Raw genomic sequence first — 15055 nt, forward strand, 5'->3', positions numbered from 1 at the left:
GTGCCGTTTGATGCGAGTTCTTAGGTACGGTGGATAGAGGAGGGGATCGGGCTTCCAGTGCACGAGGCCAATTATGGCTTATTTGTCTAAAATACCCATAAATTTAGTCATTTAAAGCTTAGCGACGGCGCCGTAGGCGCACCAGGGTTCTCGGTTTGGACGCCGCTCACTTCGCGCAGCGAAGTTAAGGCCCTCTGGGCCGGCCGTAGCCACAAGCCCTTTCCCACATCTCGCCAAGAGCGTCACCGTCGAATGACGGAGACGCCCTCGGCGAGGGCGCCCGGAAATACATGTTCCGAGCCCCGAGGGAACGCTGCGCTCATCGGCGGATACGGGTTTACCCGGGCGCCCAGCCATCGCAGGATGATATGGAATGGGACGTAATCGGCATTGGACCCGGGACGCTCCGGTTTCTAAACTCCAGGGTCGCGCAGCAACGAACCTTCTCATCACGAACAATGGCAACAGATCACAAACAGGCATGGGTCGGCGTAGCAGGCGCGCTGCCATGTAGCGCGTGACGACGAGCTACCCCAGCACCATGCCCGACGTCGCCGCTCCCCAGCCCCGCGGTTTTGTGGTCGACCGCAAGGACGGCCGCCCGCAACTGCCCGGCAGCCTGCACACCAACCGCCGCCTGTCGCAATGGCTGGGTTTCGATGAGCCCGGCCGGGTGCACGTGTACACCGGCAAGGTCGAGTTGGGGCAGGGCATCCTCACCGCCTTGCTGCTCATCGTGGCCGAAGAGCTGGACGTGCCGCTGGAAAGCGTGCGCATCCGCAGTGCCAGCACCGCGATGGGCCCCGATGAAGGCGTGACCTCCGGCAGCCTGTCGGTGCAGGACAGCGGCGGCGCCTTGCGCCAGGTCTGCGCCGAAGTACGCGCCATGGCCCAGCAACGCGCGGCCGTGCTGGCCGGCCAGAGCGCTGACGCGATAGAGGTGCAGGCCGGGCGCTTCCGCACCGCGCAGGGGCAGGATCTGGGCGACTACACGAGCTTGCTCAAAGGTATTGATCTCGACATCGAGTGCGCGGGTGCGGCGCGGCCCAAGACGGCAGCGCAGCGCAGCCTGCTGGGGCAGGCCCGCCCCGAGCGCATCGACCTGGCCGACAAGGTGTTTGGCCAGGCCCGTTTCATCCAGGACCTGCGCCTGCCCGGTTTGCAACACGGCCGCGTGCTGCGCCCGCCCACGCTGGACGCCACCTTGGCCCACTGGCCGGCGCAAGAGGTCGCGGCGCTGCCGCCCGGCGTGCGCTGCTGGGCCGACGGGCGTTTCATCGCCATCGTCGCCGGCTCCGAGCGCGAGGCCGAGACGGCAGCCACCCGCCTGGCGGGCAAGATCAAGTGGCAGGCCGGTGCGCCCCTGCCCGAGGCGCATGCGCTGGACGCTTTCCTCAGTTCAGCCCCGAACGAGACCACGAAAACGGCCGAACGCGGTGAATCCGTGTGGCCCAGCGATGGCCTGCAACACCAGGCGGTCTACCTCAAGCCCTATCTGGCCCATGCCTCCATCGGCACCTCCTGCGCGCTGGCGCTGTGGGACGGCCGGCGCCTGGAGGTCTGGACCCACAGCCAGGGCATCCACAACCTGCGCGACGATCTGGTCAAGGCCCTGGCCCGCGAGGCCACGCCGGTGGCCAGGGACGACATCGTGGTCCACCACGTCGAGGGCTCGGGCTGTTACGGCCACAACGGCGCCGACGACGTGGCCTTTGACGCCGTGCTCATGGCCCTGCGCTGCCCCGGCCAGCCCGTGCGCGTGTTGTGGTCGCGCGCGGATGAGCTCACGCACAGCCCGCTGGGTGCGGCGCACCGCGTGGCGCTGCGGGCGCGGCTCGACAGCACCGGGCGCCTGAGCCACTGGCAGCACGAACTCTGGGCCAACGGCTACAGCTCACGCCCGGGCCGTGCGCCCGTGCCGGCCCTGCTGGCCGCCAGCGAACGCGCCGACGCCACGGCCCTGCCCCTGCCCATCAACCCGCCGCTGGCCGCCGGTGGTGGTGCCGAGCGCAATGCGGTGCCGGCCTATGTGGTGCCCAATCTCCAGGTCATCCACAACCGCCTGACCGTGATGCCGCTGCGCACCTCGGCCATCCGTGCGCTGGGGGCCTACGCCAATGTGTTTGCGATCGAGTCCTTCGTCGACGAACTCGCGCTGCAGGTCGGTGAAGAACCGCTGGCCTTCCGCCAGCGCCACCTCGAAGACCCGCGTGCGCTGGCCGTGCTGCAGGAAGTGGTGCAGCGCTCCACCTGGTGGGGCCGGCGGGCAGAAGAGCCCGAGGGCATAGGCCACGGCCTGGCCTGGGCGCGTTACAAGAACACGGGGGCCTGGTGCGCCGTGATTGCGCGCGTGCAGGTGGACGAGCAGGTGCGTGTGCTCAAGCTCGACCTGGCGGTCGACGTGGGCATGGTGGTGGACCTGGATGGTGTCATCAACCAGATCGAAGGCGGCGCGGTCCAGAGCGTGAGCTGGACGACCAAGGAACAGGTCACCTTTGATCGCGAGGCCATCACCAGCAACGAGTGGCTCACCTATCCGGTGCTGCGCTTCAGCGAGGTGCCAGAAGTGCGGGTGCACGTGATCGACCGGCCCGACGAACCACCGCTGGGCGCCGGCGAGGCTGCCCAAGGCCCGGTGGCCGCGGCATTGGCCAATGCCGTGTTCGACGCCCTCGGTGTGCGCGTGCGCGAGCTGCCCCTGACGGCCGACACCCTGCTGCGCGCCGTGCACGCCGCGGAGGCCGCATGAGCGAAACCAAAACAACCATGTTCCAGGTCAACCGGCAGCCCGTGCACTTTGGCGGTGACGAGAAGGCCACTCTGCTCTCGGTGCTGCGCGAGGAATTGAATCTGAGCGGCCCCAAGTTCGGCTGCGGTCAGGGCGAGTGCGGTGCCTGCATGGTGCTGGTGGACGGCCAGCCCCAGACCTCCTGCAATCTGCCCGTGTGGTCCATCCAGGGCAAGCAGGTGACCACACTCGAAGGCCTGGGCACACCGGAGCAGCCGCACCCCGTGCAGACCGCTTTCATCGAAGAGCGCGCCGCCCAGTGTGGCTACTGCGTGGCCGGCATCATCACCTCGGCCTGCGCTTTGCTGGCCCGCAACCCTACGCCCAGCCGTGCAGACATTGTGTTGGGCCTGGAAAAACATCTGTGCCGTTGTGGCGCCCAGACGCGCATGCTGCGCGCCATCGAGCGGGCCGCCGCTGAAACGAAATCAAACTCCTGAATTAGGGCCTTTTCACACTAATTTCTCAAGATGCGTTGCGGATCAAAAAAGTCATGCGGTAGGCGCGTGGACGCCGCCGGGGTAGCCCCCGGCAAGTCCGCGCAACACCCCGCATGGTTTTTTTGGCCGCAACCCGTAGGGAACGGGGTGAAAACAGCGCCACTCGTTGTTGCACTCCTCGCCCAGGCGGCCAGCCTGGGCTTCGTCGCGCGCCTAGATTGGCGCTGTTTTCACCGCGTTCGCACTTGAGAAATTAGTGTGAAAAGGCCCTACACATGCTCAAGAACTGGCTCTCCCCCAAAACCCATGCCCAAGGCTGCAACGGCTTCTGGTTCTGCAGCTGCGCGGGCCTGCCCATCGTGCCCATCGTGCCCGGCGGGGGCGGCGGTAGCACCGCTACGGGCCGCGCGCCGGTGATCATCCGCGGCAAGCGTGCCCGCACGGTGGATGCGCACGCCCATTGCTATTTCCAGGCCGGCCTGGACCTGATGGGCGCCGAAGCCAAAGGCGTGCTGCCGCCCGTCAAAGGCGTGCCCGAGCATTTCCTGCAGGTGGACCAGCAACTGGCCGCGCGCTTCGAGGCCATGGACACCATGGGCATCGACCTGCAGGTGCTCAGCATCAACCCCTTCTGGTACAAAAAAGATCGCGAGACCGCCGAGGCGATCTGCCGTGTCCACAACGAGAGTTTTGCCGAGCTGTGCGCGAACCACCCCAAGCGCCTGGCCGCCTTTGCCTCGCTGCCCATGCAGTTCCCCGAGCTTGCGGCGCAGATGCTGGAAGAGGCGGTGAAGAAATACGGCCTCAAGGGCGCGGCCATCGGCGGCAGCGTGGCCGGGGATGACTTCGCCAACCCGATCTACCACCCCGTGCTGGCCAAGGCGCAGGAACTGGGCGTGATGCTGTTCATCCACCCGCAGAGCACCCCCGAACTGGCGGCCCGCCTCAAGGGCAATGGCTGGCTGTCCAATGTGATCGGCAACCCGCTGGACACGACCATCGCCCTGCAGAAGCTGATCTTCGAAGGCGTCTTCGACAAATACCCCGAGCTCAAGGTGCTGGGCGCCCATGGCGGTGGTTTCCTCGGCTCCTACGCGCCGCGCATGGACCGCAGCTGTTTCGTCTCGCCGCAGAACTGCAACCCCGACATCGTGCTCAAGAAGAAGCCGACGGAATACATCCGCCAGATCTACTTCGACTCGCTGGTCTTCACCGGCGAAGCCCTGCGCCACCTCGCGGCCGAGGTGGGCGCGAGCCAGATCATGATCGGCACCGACCACCCCATCCCCTGGGTGGAAGACCCCGTGGGCCATGTGATGGCCACCCCCGAACTCAGCGACGAAGACCGCCTGGCCATCCTGGGCGAGAACGCGATCCGCGTGCTGGGGCTCACGGTTTGAAGGCCGGTCGCCCACCCAGTCAACACAACCACAAAGGAGACACCATGAAACAACTTTCCACCTGCACGCGACGCCTCGCCCTGTCGCTGGCGGCTGCGGCCGGCCTGGCCCTGGTCGCACCGGCCCAGGCCCAGAGCGGCTACCCCAACAAACCCATTCGCATGATCGTGCCGCTGGGCGCGGGCAGCGCGGTCGACGTGGCGGCACGGCTGCTGGCGCAGAAGATGTCCGAGAACATGGGCCAGGCCATCGTGGTCGAGAACATCACGGGTGCCTCGGGCATCATCGGCGCCGACCGCCTGGCCAAGTCGGCCCCGGACGGTTACACCATCGGCGGCTTCAACGACAGCGTGCTGACCATGGTGCCGAACCTGAACTCGAAGACGCCGTTCAACCCGGTGACCGACTTTGCTCACATCTCGCAGGTCGCCACCATCGAGTTCAGCGTGGCTGTGCCGGCCGACTCGAAGTACAAGACCGCCGCCGAACTGGTGGCCGCCGCCAAGGCTGCGCCGGGCCAGATCACCTACGCCTCGGGCGGCAACGGCAGCCCGCAACACCTGGGCGGCGCGCTGTTCGCGGCGCACACCGGCATCGATATCAAGCACGTGCCCTACCGCGACGCCAGCCAGGCGGCCCAGGGCGTGGCCGGCAACCAGGTCGACATGACCGTGCAGGGCATCGCCACCGTGGCCGCTCTGGCCAAGGGCGGCAAGCTGCGCCTGGTGGGCGTGATGGCCGACAGCCGCCAGCCCGAGTATCCGGACACCATGACGCTCAAGGAGCAGGGCATCCAGGGTTTCGACTTCAGCACCTGGTTTGCGCTGACCGCACCCAAGGGCACCCCGAAGGAGATCCTCGAGCGCCTGCAGCGTGAAGTGGTCAAGGCCCTGGCCGACCCCATGGTCAAGGAGCGTTACGCCGGCCTGGGCCTCAAGCCCAACGGCACCACCCCCGAGCAGCTGACGGCGCTCGTGGGCAGCCAGCTGGCACGCTACGGCAAGGCCATCCGCGACAACAACATCAAGGCCGAGTAAAACGCCGCCACAACATGCGCCGTGCAGGCGCATGTTGTGGCCAGGCCTGCAAAAACTGACGGCGTCCCGCCGTCAGGGTTACTACGCAAGAGGAACTCCCTAGTAAAAATACGTACGCACTGACCTAATATGCGGGCTTCGTTGGGTTAGTTGATTCGTATAAAAATGTTCAGTGCTGCGACCAGATTCCTCTCCACCATGCAGGAGAGGCTCAATCCCTTGCGCGACGACACCGTCGCTGCCGCCTTCCATATCGACGACATACGCCAGGCCATGCTCAAGTGCCTGGACGCAGAGATCGCCGAACGCTTTCCGCATGTCGAGCGGCGCATCCTCATGGCGTCCAATGTGCCGGCCCTGTGGTTTCTGCGCCCCGAGCTGCTGATGGCGGTGGCGACCCGCTGCGGCGAGCAGGCCGCCCATCAGGTGGTCGACGAAATCTCGGCCATGTTTGATGGCCTCTTGCCCAAGAGCCTGAACTCCCGGCCCAGCCGGTTGCAGCGCTGAGTCTGCCGCGCGGCGGCAGGCTGCGTCCGACTCACATATTTTTCCAAAGGCGCCCGGCCACAAGCCGGGCGCCTTTGTTTTGGCTTGAAACCACCTGAAAAGTCCCTTTTTAATCAAAGAGGCGACATTTGAAGGACTTTCTTCTCTGCCGGACCCCAAGATTCCCAAAAAAAGGCCTAAATAACCTCTCATTTCTGCCGTTAACCAATGTACGTAACAGGATAAAAGCCTCCCGCTTCCGGGCAGAGGCCCACAAGCCATCATGCAACTACCTAACATTGAGCGAACTGCCATCCGGCCGGCCGGCTCGGAGGTAGTTGTGCCCGCCGCCGCCAGGGTGATCCCGGTGGCGCCGGTGAACCCGCCGGCCCCTGCGGTGCAGGAATCTGCCAGCGTGGTGAACGACATCAACCCGGTGGTCCAGGCCCAGGCCAACCAGGCGGCTGCCAAGGCCGACCCCTTGCAGGGCGGCAGCCAGGCCGACAACACGAGCAAGGACTGGACGCAGCGCAAGGAAACCGTGGCCCGGCAGGAAGAAGCGCCACCCAAGGAGCCGCTGTCCAAGATGCTGATGGACCACATGACCGCGGTCTGGAGCGCCAGTGCGCGTGTGGTCGAGATCTGGATGCAGAACAACCCGGCCCAGAACCCGGGCGTGAACCAGCAGATCCAGGCGCAGAGCCAGGCGGCCAGCCGCAGCGTCGACCCCATGAGCACGCCGGGTGTGATTGCCAAGGAAGCACTGACTTACTCGCCAACCCGGATCAAGAAGACCGAGAAGCCTGAGTAAGCTGGCTCTTGCAAGGGCCGCCCGGTTCCTGCCAAGGGGGCGATAACATCGGGTCATGTTGCACAAGACCGCCCTCGTTCTTTTCTCCGGCGGGCAGGATTCCACCACCTGCCTGGCCCACGCCCTCAAGTCCTACGAGCGCGTCGAAACCATCGCCTTCGATTACCGCCAGCGCCACCACGTGGAGCTGGAAGCGCGCGTGCAGGTGCTGGCCGAGATCCGCCGCCAGTTCCCGCACTGGGCACCCAAACTGGGCCAGGACCACCTGCTGGACCTGGCCGTGCTGGGCGCCGTGAGCGAGACTTCTCTCACGCGCGAGACCGCTTTCAAGATGGAGTCCAGCGGCCTGCCCAACACCTTCGTGCCCGGGCGCAACCTGCTGTTCCTCACGCTGGCCGCTGCCGTGGCCTACCGGCGCGACCTGCAGGTCATCGTGACGGGCGTGTGCGAGACCGATTTCTCGGGTTACCCCGATTGCCGCGACGACACCATGAAGGCCATGCAACTGGCGCTCTCGCTGGGCATGGACAAGCGCTACCTGATCGAGACCCCGCTGATGTGGATCGACAAGGCCGACACCTGGCGCTTGGCCGAGACGCTGGGCGGTCCCGCGCTGGTGGACCTGATCGTCGAGCACACCCACACCTGCTACATGGGTGACCGCGCCCACCGCCACGCCTGGGGTTATGGCTGCGGCACCTGCCCGGCTTGCGAACTGCGCGCCCGCGGGTGGGAGCGGTACAAAACCCAAGTGCCGAATTAACGCTACAACCCTAGCAATAGAAGGCATCCAACCGCGGAACGCCGTGGAACCGGCTTTGCCGGGCCACTGGCGTTGCCCCCTTGAGGGGGCTGAGGGCCGAGGCTCCAAACCTGCCTGCGCAGGTTTGGACGGCACCGAAGAGCCACTGACTCTGACAGTGGCACGTCGGCGGCCACACGAAGTGGGCAAGAGTCGGGGGTGTTTTCCTATTCAGGCCTGACGCAGTTCGAAGCGCGCCACGGACTCGTCGCCGGACTTCTCCAGTGTCCAGGTGTGTTCGTGGAAAGACGCCACGGTCTGCCGGTGTGCTATTGAAACAATAGCGCCGTTACCGGCCTTCACCATCTCGATCAGCTTGCGGTAGAGGGTCTTCTCGGCTTCCTCGTCCAGTGCGCTGGTGGCTTCGTCGGCAAAGACCCAGGCCGGCTTTTTGAGGAACACGCGTGCCAGCGCCAGGCGCTGCAGTTCACCGCCCGAGAGTTTCTGGCCCCAGGCGTCCACCACGTCGAGCTGGTCCACCAGCTGCGGCAGCAGGGCTTCGCGCAGGGCCTGTTTCAGCGTTTCCTCGTCATGGTTCGCGGCCGGCTCGGGGTAGGCCAGGGCGTCGCGCAGGCTGGCATTGGGGAAATAGGGATGCTGCGGGATGAACATGCTGGAAGCCGGCAGCGTCACGTGGCCCGAGGCCAGCGGCCAGATGCCGGCCAGGGCTCGGAACAGCGTGGACTTGCCGCTGCCCGAAGGGCCGCGCAGCAGGATGCTGTCGCCCGCTTTGACCTGCAGGGCCGTGTGCGCCAGCAGGCGCTTGCCGGTGGGCAGGTCCAGCGAGAGGTTGCTGACCTGCAGGCCGCTGCCGTTGCCGGCTTCGTGGTGCAGCTGGGTGGGGCGGCTGGCGGCGACGATGGCGGCCTCGAAATGCGTCAGGCGGTCGGTGGTGGCGCGCCAGGCGGCCAGGTTGTCGTAGTTGTCGATGAACCAGGAGAGCGAGTCCTGCACGCGGCTGAAGGCCGAGGCGATCTGCATCATGGCGCCGAGCTGGATGGCACCGCTGAAGAAACGCGGCGCCGCCACCAGGAAGGGAAACACCGCCGAGGCCTGGTAGAAGGTGGAGGTGAACATGGTCAGGCGTTTCTTGGCGTCGATCAGCTGCAGGTAGTTGCGCAGTACATGGTCGAAGCGCAGCTTGAGCTGCTGGTTCTCCACGACCTCCCCGCGGTCCAGCGCGATCGCCTCGCTGTATTCGCGCACGCGCACCAGGTGGTGGCGAAAGTCGGCCTCGCGGCGCTGCTGCTCGTAGTTCAGCGGGATCAGCTTGCGGCCCACGTAGTGGGTAAGCACGGTGCCCACGGCGCAGTAGAGGATGGCCACCCACAGCATGAAGCCGGGGATGGCGAATTCGGTGCCGCCCCAGTTGAAGGTGAACTCGCCGCTGAGCGTCCACAGGATGCCGACGAAGCTGATGAAGGTCACCACCGCGTTGAGCAGCTCCATGCTCAGGCCCACGGTGCGGGTGGTGAAGAGGTTGAGGTCCTCCTGCATGCGCTGGTCCGGGTTGTCGGGCGACTGGTCGGGCGCCAGCTGGGCATAACGTGTGAGTTCCAACTGGTAGTAGGCCTGATGGGCCAGCCAGTGCTGCACGTAGTGGCGCGTCATCCAGGCGCGCCAGCGCATCTCCAGCTGCTGGGTCAGGTAGAACTTGTAGACCGCGATGATGATGTAGATGAAGGCCAGCACCGTGTAGCGCAGCAGCTGCTCCAGGAACACGGGGTAGTTCTTCTCCTGCAGCGCGTCGTAGAAGAAGCGGTTCCATTCGTTGAACAGCACCAGGGTGTAGACGAAGCCCAGGTTGAGGCCGATGATGGCCGCCAGCAGCGCGCGTGCCTTCCATTTTTCCTCGGACTTGAAGTAGGGCAGAGACAGCGCCCAGGTCCGCACGAGGAAGGTCTTGAAGAGGGCCGCTTTGTGGAACATGGACATTGGAAGACTCGCTCAAAATGGGTGGAGTGAGAAGTCAGCAGGGTGACGCAGAACTTGTGCATAAATCGTAGCGAGCGACCCGAGGGCAAGGCGGACGGAGCGCAGCCACCGGAACGTACTTGATGTACGTGAGGATGGCGAGCACCGCCCAACGCCGCCATCGGGTTGCGCAGTAGATTTATGCACAAGTTCTCAGGGGTTGGAGACGCCGCTGGCCACATGCCCCGAAGGCACGTGCTGCGCGGCGGATTCGATGTGGCCGGTCTGGTCGTCGAAGAAGAAGTCGGGCTCGAACTCGCGCAGAAACTCGCCCTTGGGCAGGCCACCCAGGAACATGACTTCATCTACTTCGATGTTCCAGTCCATCAGGGTACGGATGGCGCGCTCGTGCGCCGGAGCACTGCGTGCCGTGACCAGCGCAGTGCGGATGCGCATATTGGGTGTACCTTCCTGTTGCAAGCGGTGAAGCGCAGCCAGCAGGGGCTTGAAAGGACCAGCTAAAAGTGGCTGGTGAGCCTTGTCGCGTTCGTGTTGTTGGAAGACTGGTAAGCCAGAGGACTGATAGATGCGCTCTGCTTCATCGCTAAACAGCACAGCGTCACCGTCAAAGGCGATGCGCACTTCGTTGGGGTAGTTGTCTTGTGCGCGAGCTGCATGTGTAGCCACGGTAGCGGCTGGACAGCCCATTTTGAGTGCGGCACGGACATCATCGGGGTTCGCTGAGAGAAACAGATTCGCTTGCAAGGGCGTGAGATATTTGTAGGGTTCACGACCCCGTGTAAAAACACCTCGTTCTATTTTCAGGTCGTCGGATTTGATGGAGCGGAAAACCCGCAGACCCGAGACCGGGTCGTTGCGCGAGAGGATGACCACCTCCACGCGCTGGGCGTCGCTGTCGTTGAAGGCCAGCAGCTTCCTGACCATGGAGAAGGCCACACCCGGCTTGGCGGGCTCGTCCAGCTTGTCGAGCTGCAGCTTCATGTAGGCGCGGTCCTTGTGCGGGCCGTGGCCGTGCTCGAAGACCTTGTTCTCCTCCTCGAAGTCGAACAGGGCCCGCGAGGAAATGGCGACGACGAGCTTGCCGTCCAGTGATGCACCCATGCGGTCTCCCTTGTGTTGTTTTCAGCCGGCCCAGCGCGCCAGCAGTTCCACGTCTTCCGGAAACAGCTGGCCGCGCTCGGCCTGCAGCACGCGGCCGTCGCGCCCGCGCACCAGGGTGATGGGCAGGCCCCGGGGTTTGGGCAGCACACGCTGGATCTCCGGCGTGACGTAGCCGGCCGGGAAGGTGTAGCCCTTTTTCTGCAGGTAGGCCGTGGCGTCTTCGCGCTTGCGGTCGATGGAGAGTGTCAGCAGCAACACGCCCCTGTTGCCCAGCACGCGCTGGCTGTCCCAGAGCTTTTGCATCTCGGGGCTCTGCAGGGCGCAGAAGGGGCAGGTGCTGGCCCACCAGTAGATCACCAGCACCCGGCCTTCGGCCTGGGCCGGTCGGAATACCGTGCCGTCGAGCAGCGGTACTTCGGGGAGGGCCAGCGATGTGCCAACGGCGGGCAGTGGGCCGGCCTTGGCCTCGACCCCGGGCGAGGAGGGCGCGGCGGGTGCCGACTGCGCCCCTGCTGACCGGCCCAGGGCCAGGGTGCCGGCCAGGAGTGCGCTGCCGGCGACCAGCTGTCTGCGTTGCGGATTCATGCCGATGATCTTAGCGCCTGAGCAGGGTGGCGCCATCGGGGCGTGCCCTCAGGCCCGGCGGCGCGCCAGCAACTCACCACCGCGCACGGCCACGGTCTCGCCTTCGGCCAGGGCCACCCAGGGCTCTGCGCTCAGGGGCACGCTGGCCAGCAGCAGCACCTGCTGGTAACCGCCGCCTACACAGAGGCCCTCGGTCTGCAGCGCGTCGTCTTCCTGTGTGCAGCGGCGCTGCAGCCAGTACAGGCCCGGCGGCGCGATGCGGCCGTCCGCCTGGATGCGCTGGTGGCCATGCGCGAACAGCACCTCGCCGTCGGCATAGAGGAAGTTGGCGGGGCCGAGGGCGCGCAGCCCGGACGCGAAGGTGCTCACGACGTCCAGGCGATCCTGCAAGGCCGGCACACCCTGGCCTTGCCACAGCGGCGCCAGCCGTGCCAGCAGCGCGCAGAAGGCGTGCTCGGAGTCGGTCTCGCCCACCGGACGGAACTGCGTCAGCGCGAAGCCCGGGGCGTCCAGGAGGCCGGGCAGGTCGCCGTTGTGGGCGAAGACATGGCTGCGACCGCCCAGTTCGCGCAGGAAGGGCTGGGTGTTGGCCAGCGTGATGGCACCGCGGGTGGCGTGGCGTATGTGCGAGAGGGCCAGGGTGGTGGGCGGCCCTGCGCTGGCCAGCAGGCGCGCCAGCGGGCTGTCGCTGGCCGGGGCGGCCTCGCGGTAAAGCGCCGCCTCATGGCCCTGGTAGCAGGCGACGCCCCAGCCGTCGCGGCTGCTCTGGCCGGGCGTGGTGTGCGCAGCGAGCGCCGACAGCGAGAAGCTCAGGCGGGCGGCTTGCCGGCTGGAGATGGCGAGCAGTTCACACATGCGTGGACGGGGCGATGGGGCATCCGGCAGGATCGGGCTTTGAAATATACACTTAGGGGTATACAAGGGTCGTTTCCCCCAGCCACCATGATCCCGATCAAGACTGAATCCGCCTGGCGCGGCACATCGGACTGCCGCAACTGCGGCATCCGTGACATGGTGCTGTTTGCCGACCTCAACGAGCAGGATTTCGGGATGATCCACGCGCCGATCGACGATCTCGAATTCGCAGCGGGTGAGGCGCTGTACAGCGAGGGTTCGCGGGCCCAGGGGATCTACACGCTGCGCCGCGGCATGATCAAGCTGGTGCGGGTGACGACCGACGGCCGCCAGCGCATCGTGCGTGTGCTGCGGCCGGGTGATGTGGCGGGCCTGGAGGCGCTGGGCGGCGGGCATTTCGACTGCGATGCCGTGGCCCTGAGCGGGATTGCCGTCTGCCGCATCCCGCTGGAGGTGATCCACACCCTGGGCGCGAGCAGCCCGCGCCTGCACCTGCGCCTGATGCAGAAATGGCAGGCGGCGCTCAGGGACGCCGATGACTGGCTGGCCGACCTGAACTTCGGCACGGCACGCCAGCGTGTCTCCAACTTCATCCTGAAGATGCGCAGCCCGACCGACGACCGCACCGTCACCCTGTTCGCGCGCGACGACATGGGCGCCATGCTGGACCTGAAGCTGGAGACCGTGAGCCGCGAGGTCAGCCGCCTGGTGCGCGAGGCGGTGATCGAGCCGCTGGACAAGCAGGGCCGCGTTTACCGCCTGCACGAGCCGCAGCGTCTGCTGCAGGCGGCCTGAAGGCTCAGGCCCAGGAGTCGATCAGCGGCTCGGCCTGCTCGATCAGGAATTTCTTGAAGGACTGCGCCGCGGGCGAGAGCTTTTTCTGGCCCAGATGGGTCACGTACCACTTGCCCACGATGGGCATGCCGCTGATGTCCAGCAGGGCCAGGTGGCCGGCGGCCAGCTCGTGGCGCACCGTGCGCATGGAGAGGAAGGACAGGCCCATGCCGGCCATGACGGCCTGCTTGATGGTTTCGTTGCTGGGCATCTCCATCGCCACCTTGATCGGGATTTCGTACTGCTGGAACAGGCGCTCCATGGCCGCCCGTGTGCCCGAACCCTGTTCGCGCACGACAAAGGGATAGTCTTTCAGGATGTCGAAAGCCATGCGCTTGCGGCGCACCAGGGGGTGGTCGGGCGGCGCCACGATGCCCAGCGGGTTGCTGGCGAAGGGGGTGGCTTCGCAGTCGAGGTTGCCCGGGGCGCGGCCCATGACCACCAGATCCAGCTCGTTGCGCGCGAGCATGCCCAGGATGTTGTCGCGGTTGTCGATGTGCAGGGCGATGTCGATGCCCGGCATCAGCTTGGTGAAGCGCACCAGCAGCATGGGCACGAAGTACTTGGCCGTGCTGACGATGCCCAGCTCGATGCGGCCTTTTTTGGCCCCCACGTGCTCGGCCATGCTGGCTTCCAGGTCCTTGAGCTTGCCCAGGGCGGCGATGGCGTGGGTCAGGAACTCGTTGCCGGCGTGGGTGAGCTGGATGTTGCGCCCCACCGGTTCTATCAGCGAGAGGCCGAAGGCCTCTTCCAGCTGGCGGATCTGCATGGACACGGCCGGTTGCGTGACGAAAAGGCGTTCGGCCGCCCGGGAAACGGATTTTTCGCGGGCAACCTCGATGAAAGTCTGCAGTTGCTTGAGCGTGTAGTTGCGCATGGAATCGAATCAGTAAATACTGATATTTGCTAGAGCAAATATTATATTTTATTGATGGGTCAGGGCCCGCTCGCTCCCGGGATAGGAGCGGAAACAGGCCCTGGTTCAGCCGCCGGTCCCGACCGGGGCCATGCGGATGTGGCGCCCGTACTGCTCGGCCAGGAAGACTTCACCGCGCTCCAGGATGAAGTAGCGGAAGGCCTCGGCCGCTGGCGACAGCAGCTTGGACAGGGTGTGCACCACGTTCCAGGCACGCACCACCGGGGAGCCCTGGACGTCGAGGATGGCCACCAGCTGGTTGTCCAGCTCCAGGCCGATGGTGTGCAGCGAAAGGAAGCTCAGGCCCATGCCGGCCATGACGGCCTGCTTGATGGTTTCGTTGCTCGACATCTCCATCGTCACCTTGGGTTCGAAGTTCGCATCCGCGAAAAACTTCTCCATGGCCGCCCGTGTGCCCGAACCCTGCTCGCGCACGATGAAGCTGTAGGGCTGCAGCGAGGACACCCCCAGCTGGCCGCGCTTGAGCAGCGGGTGGTCCACCGGCGCCACGAAGACGTGCGGATGGGCGGCAAAGGGCTCGGCGCGCGTGGCCATCTCCTTCGGGGGGCGGCCCATGATGGCGATGTCCACCTCATTGCCCTGCAGCATGCGCAGCAGCTGCTCGCGGTTGCCGACGATCAGGCGCACCTCGATGCCATCGTGCTCGCGCTGGAACTCGGCCAGCAGCCGCGGCAGGAAGTACTTGGCCGTGCTGACCATGCCGATGGTCAGCGTGCCGATCTCCAGCTTCTGCAGGCGCGCGGCGGCGTCCTCTGCGTCCTTCAGCGTGGCCAGGATCTTGCGGGCATAGACCAGCATGTATTCGCCGGCCGTGGTCAGCGCCACCTGGCGGCCGCTGCGTTCGAACAGGGGCAGTCCCACATGGCCCTCAAGCTCCTTGATCTGCATGGTCACGGCCGGTGGCGTGAGGTGCAGCGCCTGCGCGGCCTTGCTGAAGCTGAGCTGGCGGGCGACCTCGCTGAACACCCGAAGCTGGCGAAAGGTGGCGTTCTTCATTAAGCAATCACTTAATCAAAAGCAAATAAAGTTTGAATTTACCTTATT

The 15055-nt window shown here is 65.6% G+C and carries 14 protein-coding genes; 8 read left to right on the forward strand and 6 right to left on the reverse strand.

What is annotated here, in order from left to right; all coding sequences use genetic code 11:
* Positions 1 to 541 precede the first annotated feature (541 nt).
* From HTY51_RS01170 to queC, 7 genes are all read left to right on the forward strand, one after another.
* Positions 542 to 2749 carry a molybdopterin cofactor-binding domain-containing protein gene (locus HTY51_RS01170; RefSeq protein WP_174251012.1) on the forward strand — a complete coding sequence of 736 codons (2208 nt, stop codon included), beginning with the start codon at positions 542 to 544 and terminating at the stop codon, positions 2747 to 2749.
* Positions 2746 to 3228 carry a (2Fe-2S)-binding protein gene (locus HTY51_RS01175; protein ID WP_174251013.1) on the forward strand — a complete coding sequence of 161 codons (483 nt, stop codon included), beginning with the start codon at positions 2746 to 2748 and terminating at the stop codon, positions 3226 to 3228. The genes HTY51_RS01170 and HTY51_RS01175 overlap by 4 nt, the downstream gene beginning before the upstream one ends.
* A gap of 275 nt (positions 3229 to 3503) precedes the next feature.
* Positions 3504 to 4628 (forward strand): amidohydrolase family protein, encoded by a 1125-nt coding sequence (locus HTY51_RS01180; protein WP_174251014.1) that lies wholly within the window; start codon positions 3504 to 3506, stop codon positions 4626 to 4628.
* Positions 4629 to 4672: 44 nt separating this feature from the next.
* Complete coding sequence (locus HTY51_RS01185) at positions 4673 to 5665, forward strand: tripartite tricarboxylate transporter substrate binding protein (RefSeq protein ID WP_174251015.1); 993 nt, start codon at positions 4673 to 4675, stop codon at positions 5663 to 5665.
* 198 nt (positions 5666 to 5863) lie between these two features.
* Positions 5864 to 6172 (forward strand): hypothetical protein, encoded by a 309-nt coding sequence (locus HTY51_RS01190; protein ID WP_174251016.1) that lies wholly within the window; start codon positions 5864 to 5866, stop codon positions 6170 to 6172.
* A gap of 319 nt (positions 6173 to 6491) precedes the next feature.
* Positions 6492 to 6962, forward strand: a complete 471-nt coding sequence (locus HTY51_RS01195; RefSeq protein ID WP_174251017.1) for a hypothetical protein — start codon at positions 6492 to 6494, stop codon at positions 6960 to 6962.
* Positions 6963 to 7020: 58 nt separating this feature from the next.
* A complete protein-coding gene (gene queC / locus HTY51_RS01200) occupies positions 7021 to 7725 on the forward strand; it encodes a 7-cyano-7-deazaguanine synthase QueC (protein ID WP_174254118.1) in 705 nt (234 codons plus the stop codon).
* 210 nt (positions 7726 to 7935) lie between these two features.
* Here the strand turns inward: queC and HTY51_RS01205 are convergent, their stop codons facing one another.
* From HTY51_RS01205 to HTY51_RS01220, 4 genes are all read right to left on the reverse strand, one after another.
* Positions 7936 to 9693, reverse strand: a complete 1758-nt coding sequence (locus HTY51_RS01205) for an ABC transporter ATP-binding protein/permease (RefSeq protein WP_174254119.1) — start codon at positions 9691 to 9693, stop codon at positions 7936 to 7938.
* Positions 9694 to 9891: 198 nt separating this feature from the next.
* Positions 9892 to 10800, reverse strand: a complete 909-nt coding sequence (locus HTY51_RS01210) for a 5'-nucleotidase (protein ID WP_174251018.1) — start codon at positions 10798 to 10800, stop codon at positions 9892 to 9894.
* A 21-nt stretch (positions 10801 to 10821) separates the two neighbouring features.
* Entirely contained in the window at positions 10822 to 11385 is a 564-nt protein-coding gene (locus HTY51_RS01215) for a TlpA disulfide reductase family protein (RefSeq protein ID WP_174251019.1), read from the reverse strand.
* Positions 11386 to 11433: 48 nt separating this feature from the next.
* Positions 11434 to 12240 carry a class II glutamine amidotransferase gene (locus HTY51_RS01220; RefSeq protein WP_174251020.1) on the reverse strand — a complete coding sequence of 269 codons (807 nt, stop codon included), beginning with the start codon at positions 12238 to 12240 and terminating at the stop codon, positions 11434 to 11436.
* Between the two features lie 87 nt (positions 12241 to 12327).
* On the opposite strand from HTY51_RS01220, the gene HTY51_RS01225 reads away from it, so the two are divergent.
* On the forward strand, positions 12328 to 13035 hold the full coding sequence (locus tag HTY51_RS01225; protein ID WP_174251021.1) for a Crp/Fnr family transcriptional regulator: 708 nt from the start codon (positions 12328 to 12330) through the stop codon (positions 13033 to 13035).
* A gap of 4 nt (positions 13036 to 13039) precedes the next feature.
* Here HTY51_RS01225 and HTY51_RS01230 read toward each other — a convergent pair whose 3' ends face one another.
* Positions 13040 to 13951 carry a LysR family transcriptional regulator gene (locus HTY51_RS01230; RefSeq protein WP_174251022.1) on the reverse strand — a complete coding sequence of 304 codons (912 nt, stop codon included), beginning with the start codon at positions 13949 to 13951 and terminating at the stop codon, positions 13040 to 13042.
* A gap of 105 nt (positions 13952 to 14056) precedes the next feature.
* Complete coding sequence (locus HTY51_RS01235; RefSeq protein ID WP_174251023.1) at positions 14057 to 15007, reverse strand: LysR family transcriptional regulator; 951 nt, start codon at positions 15005 to 15007, stop codon at positions 14057 to 14059.
* Between the last annotated feature and the right edge of the window lie 48 nt (positions 15008 to 15055).

The organism is Rhodoferax sp. BAB1 (genome assembly GCF_013334205.1).
Taxonomy (GTDB): domain Bacteria; phylum Pseudomonadota; class Gammaproteobacteria; order Burkholderiales; family Burkholderiaceae_C; genus Hylemonella.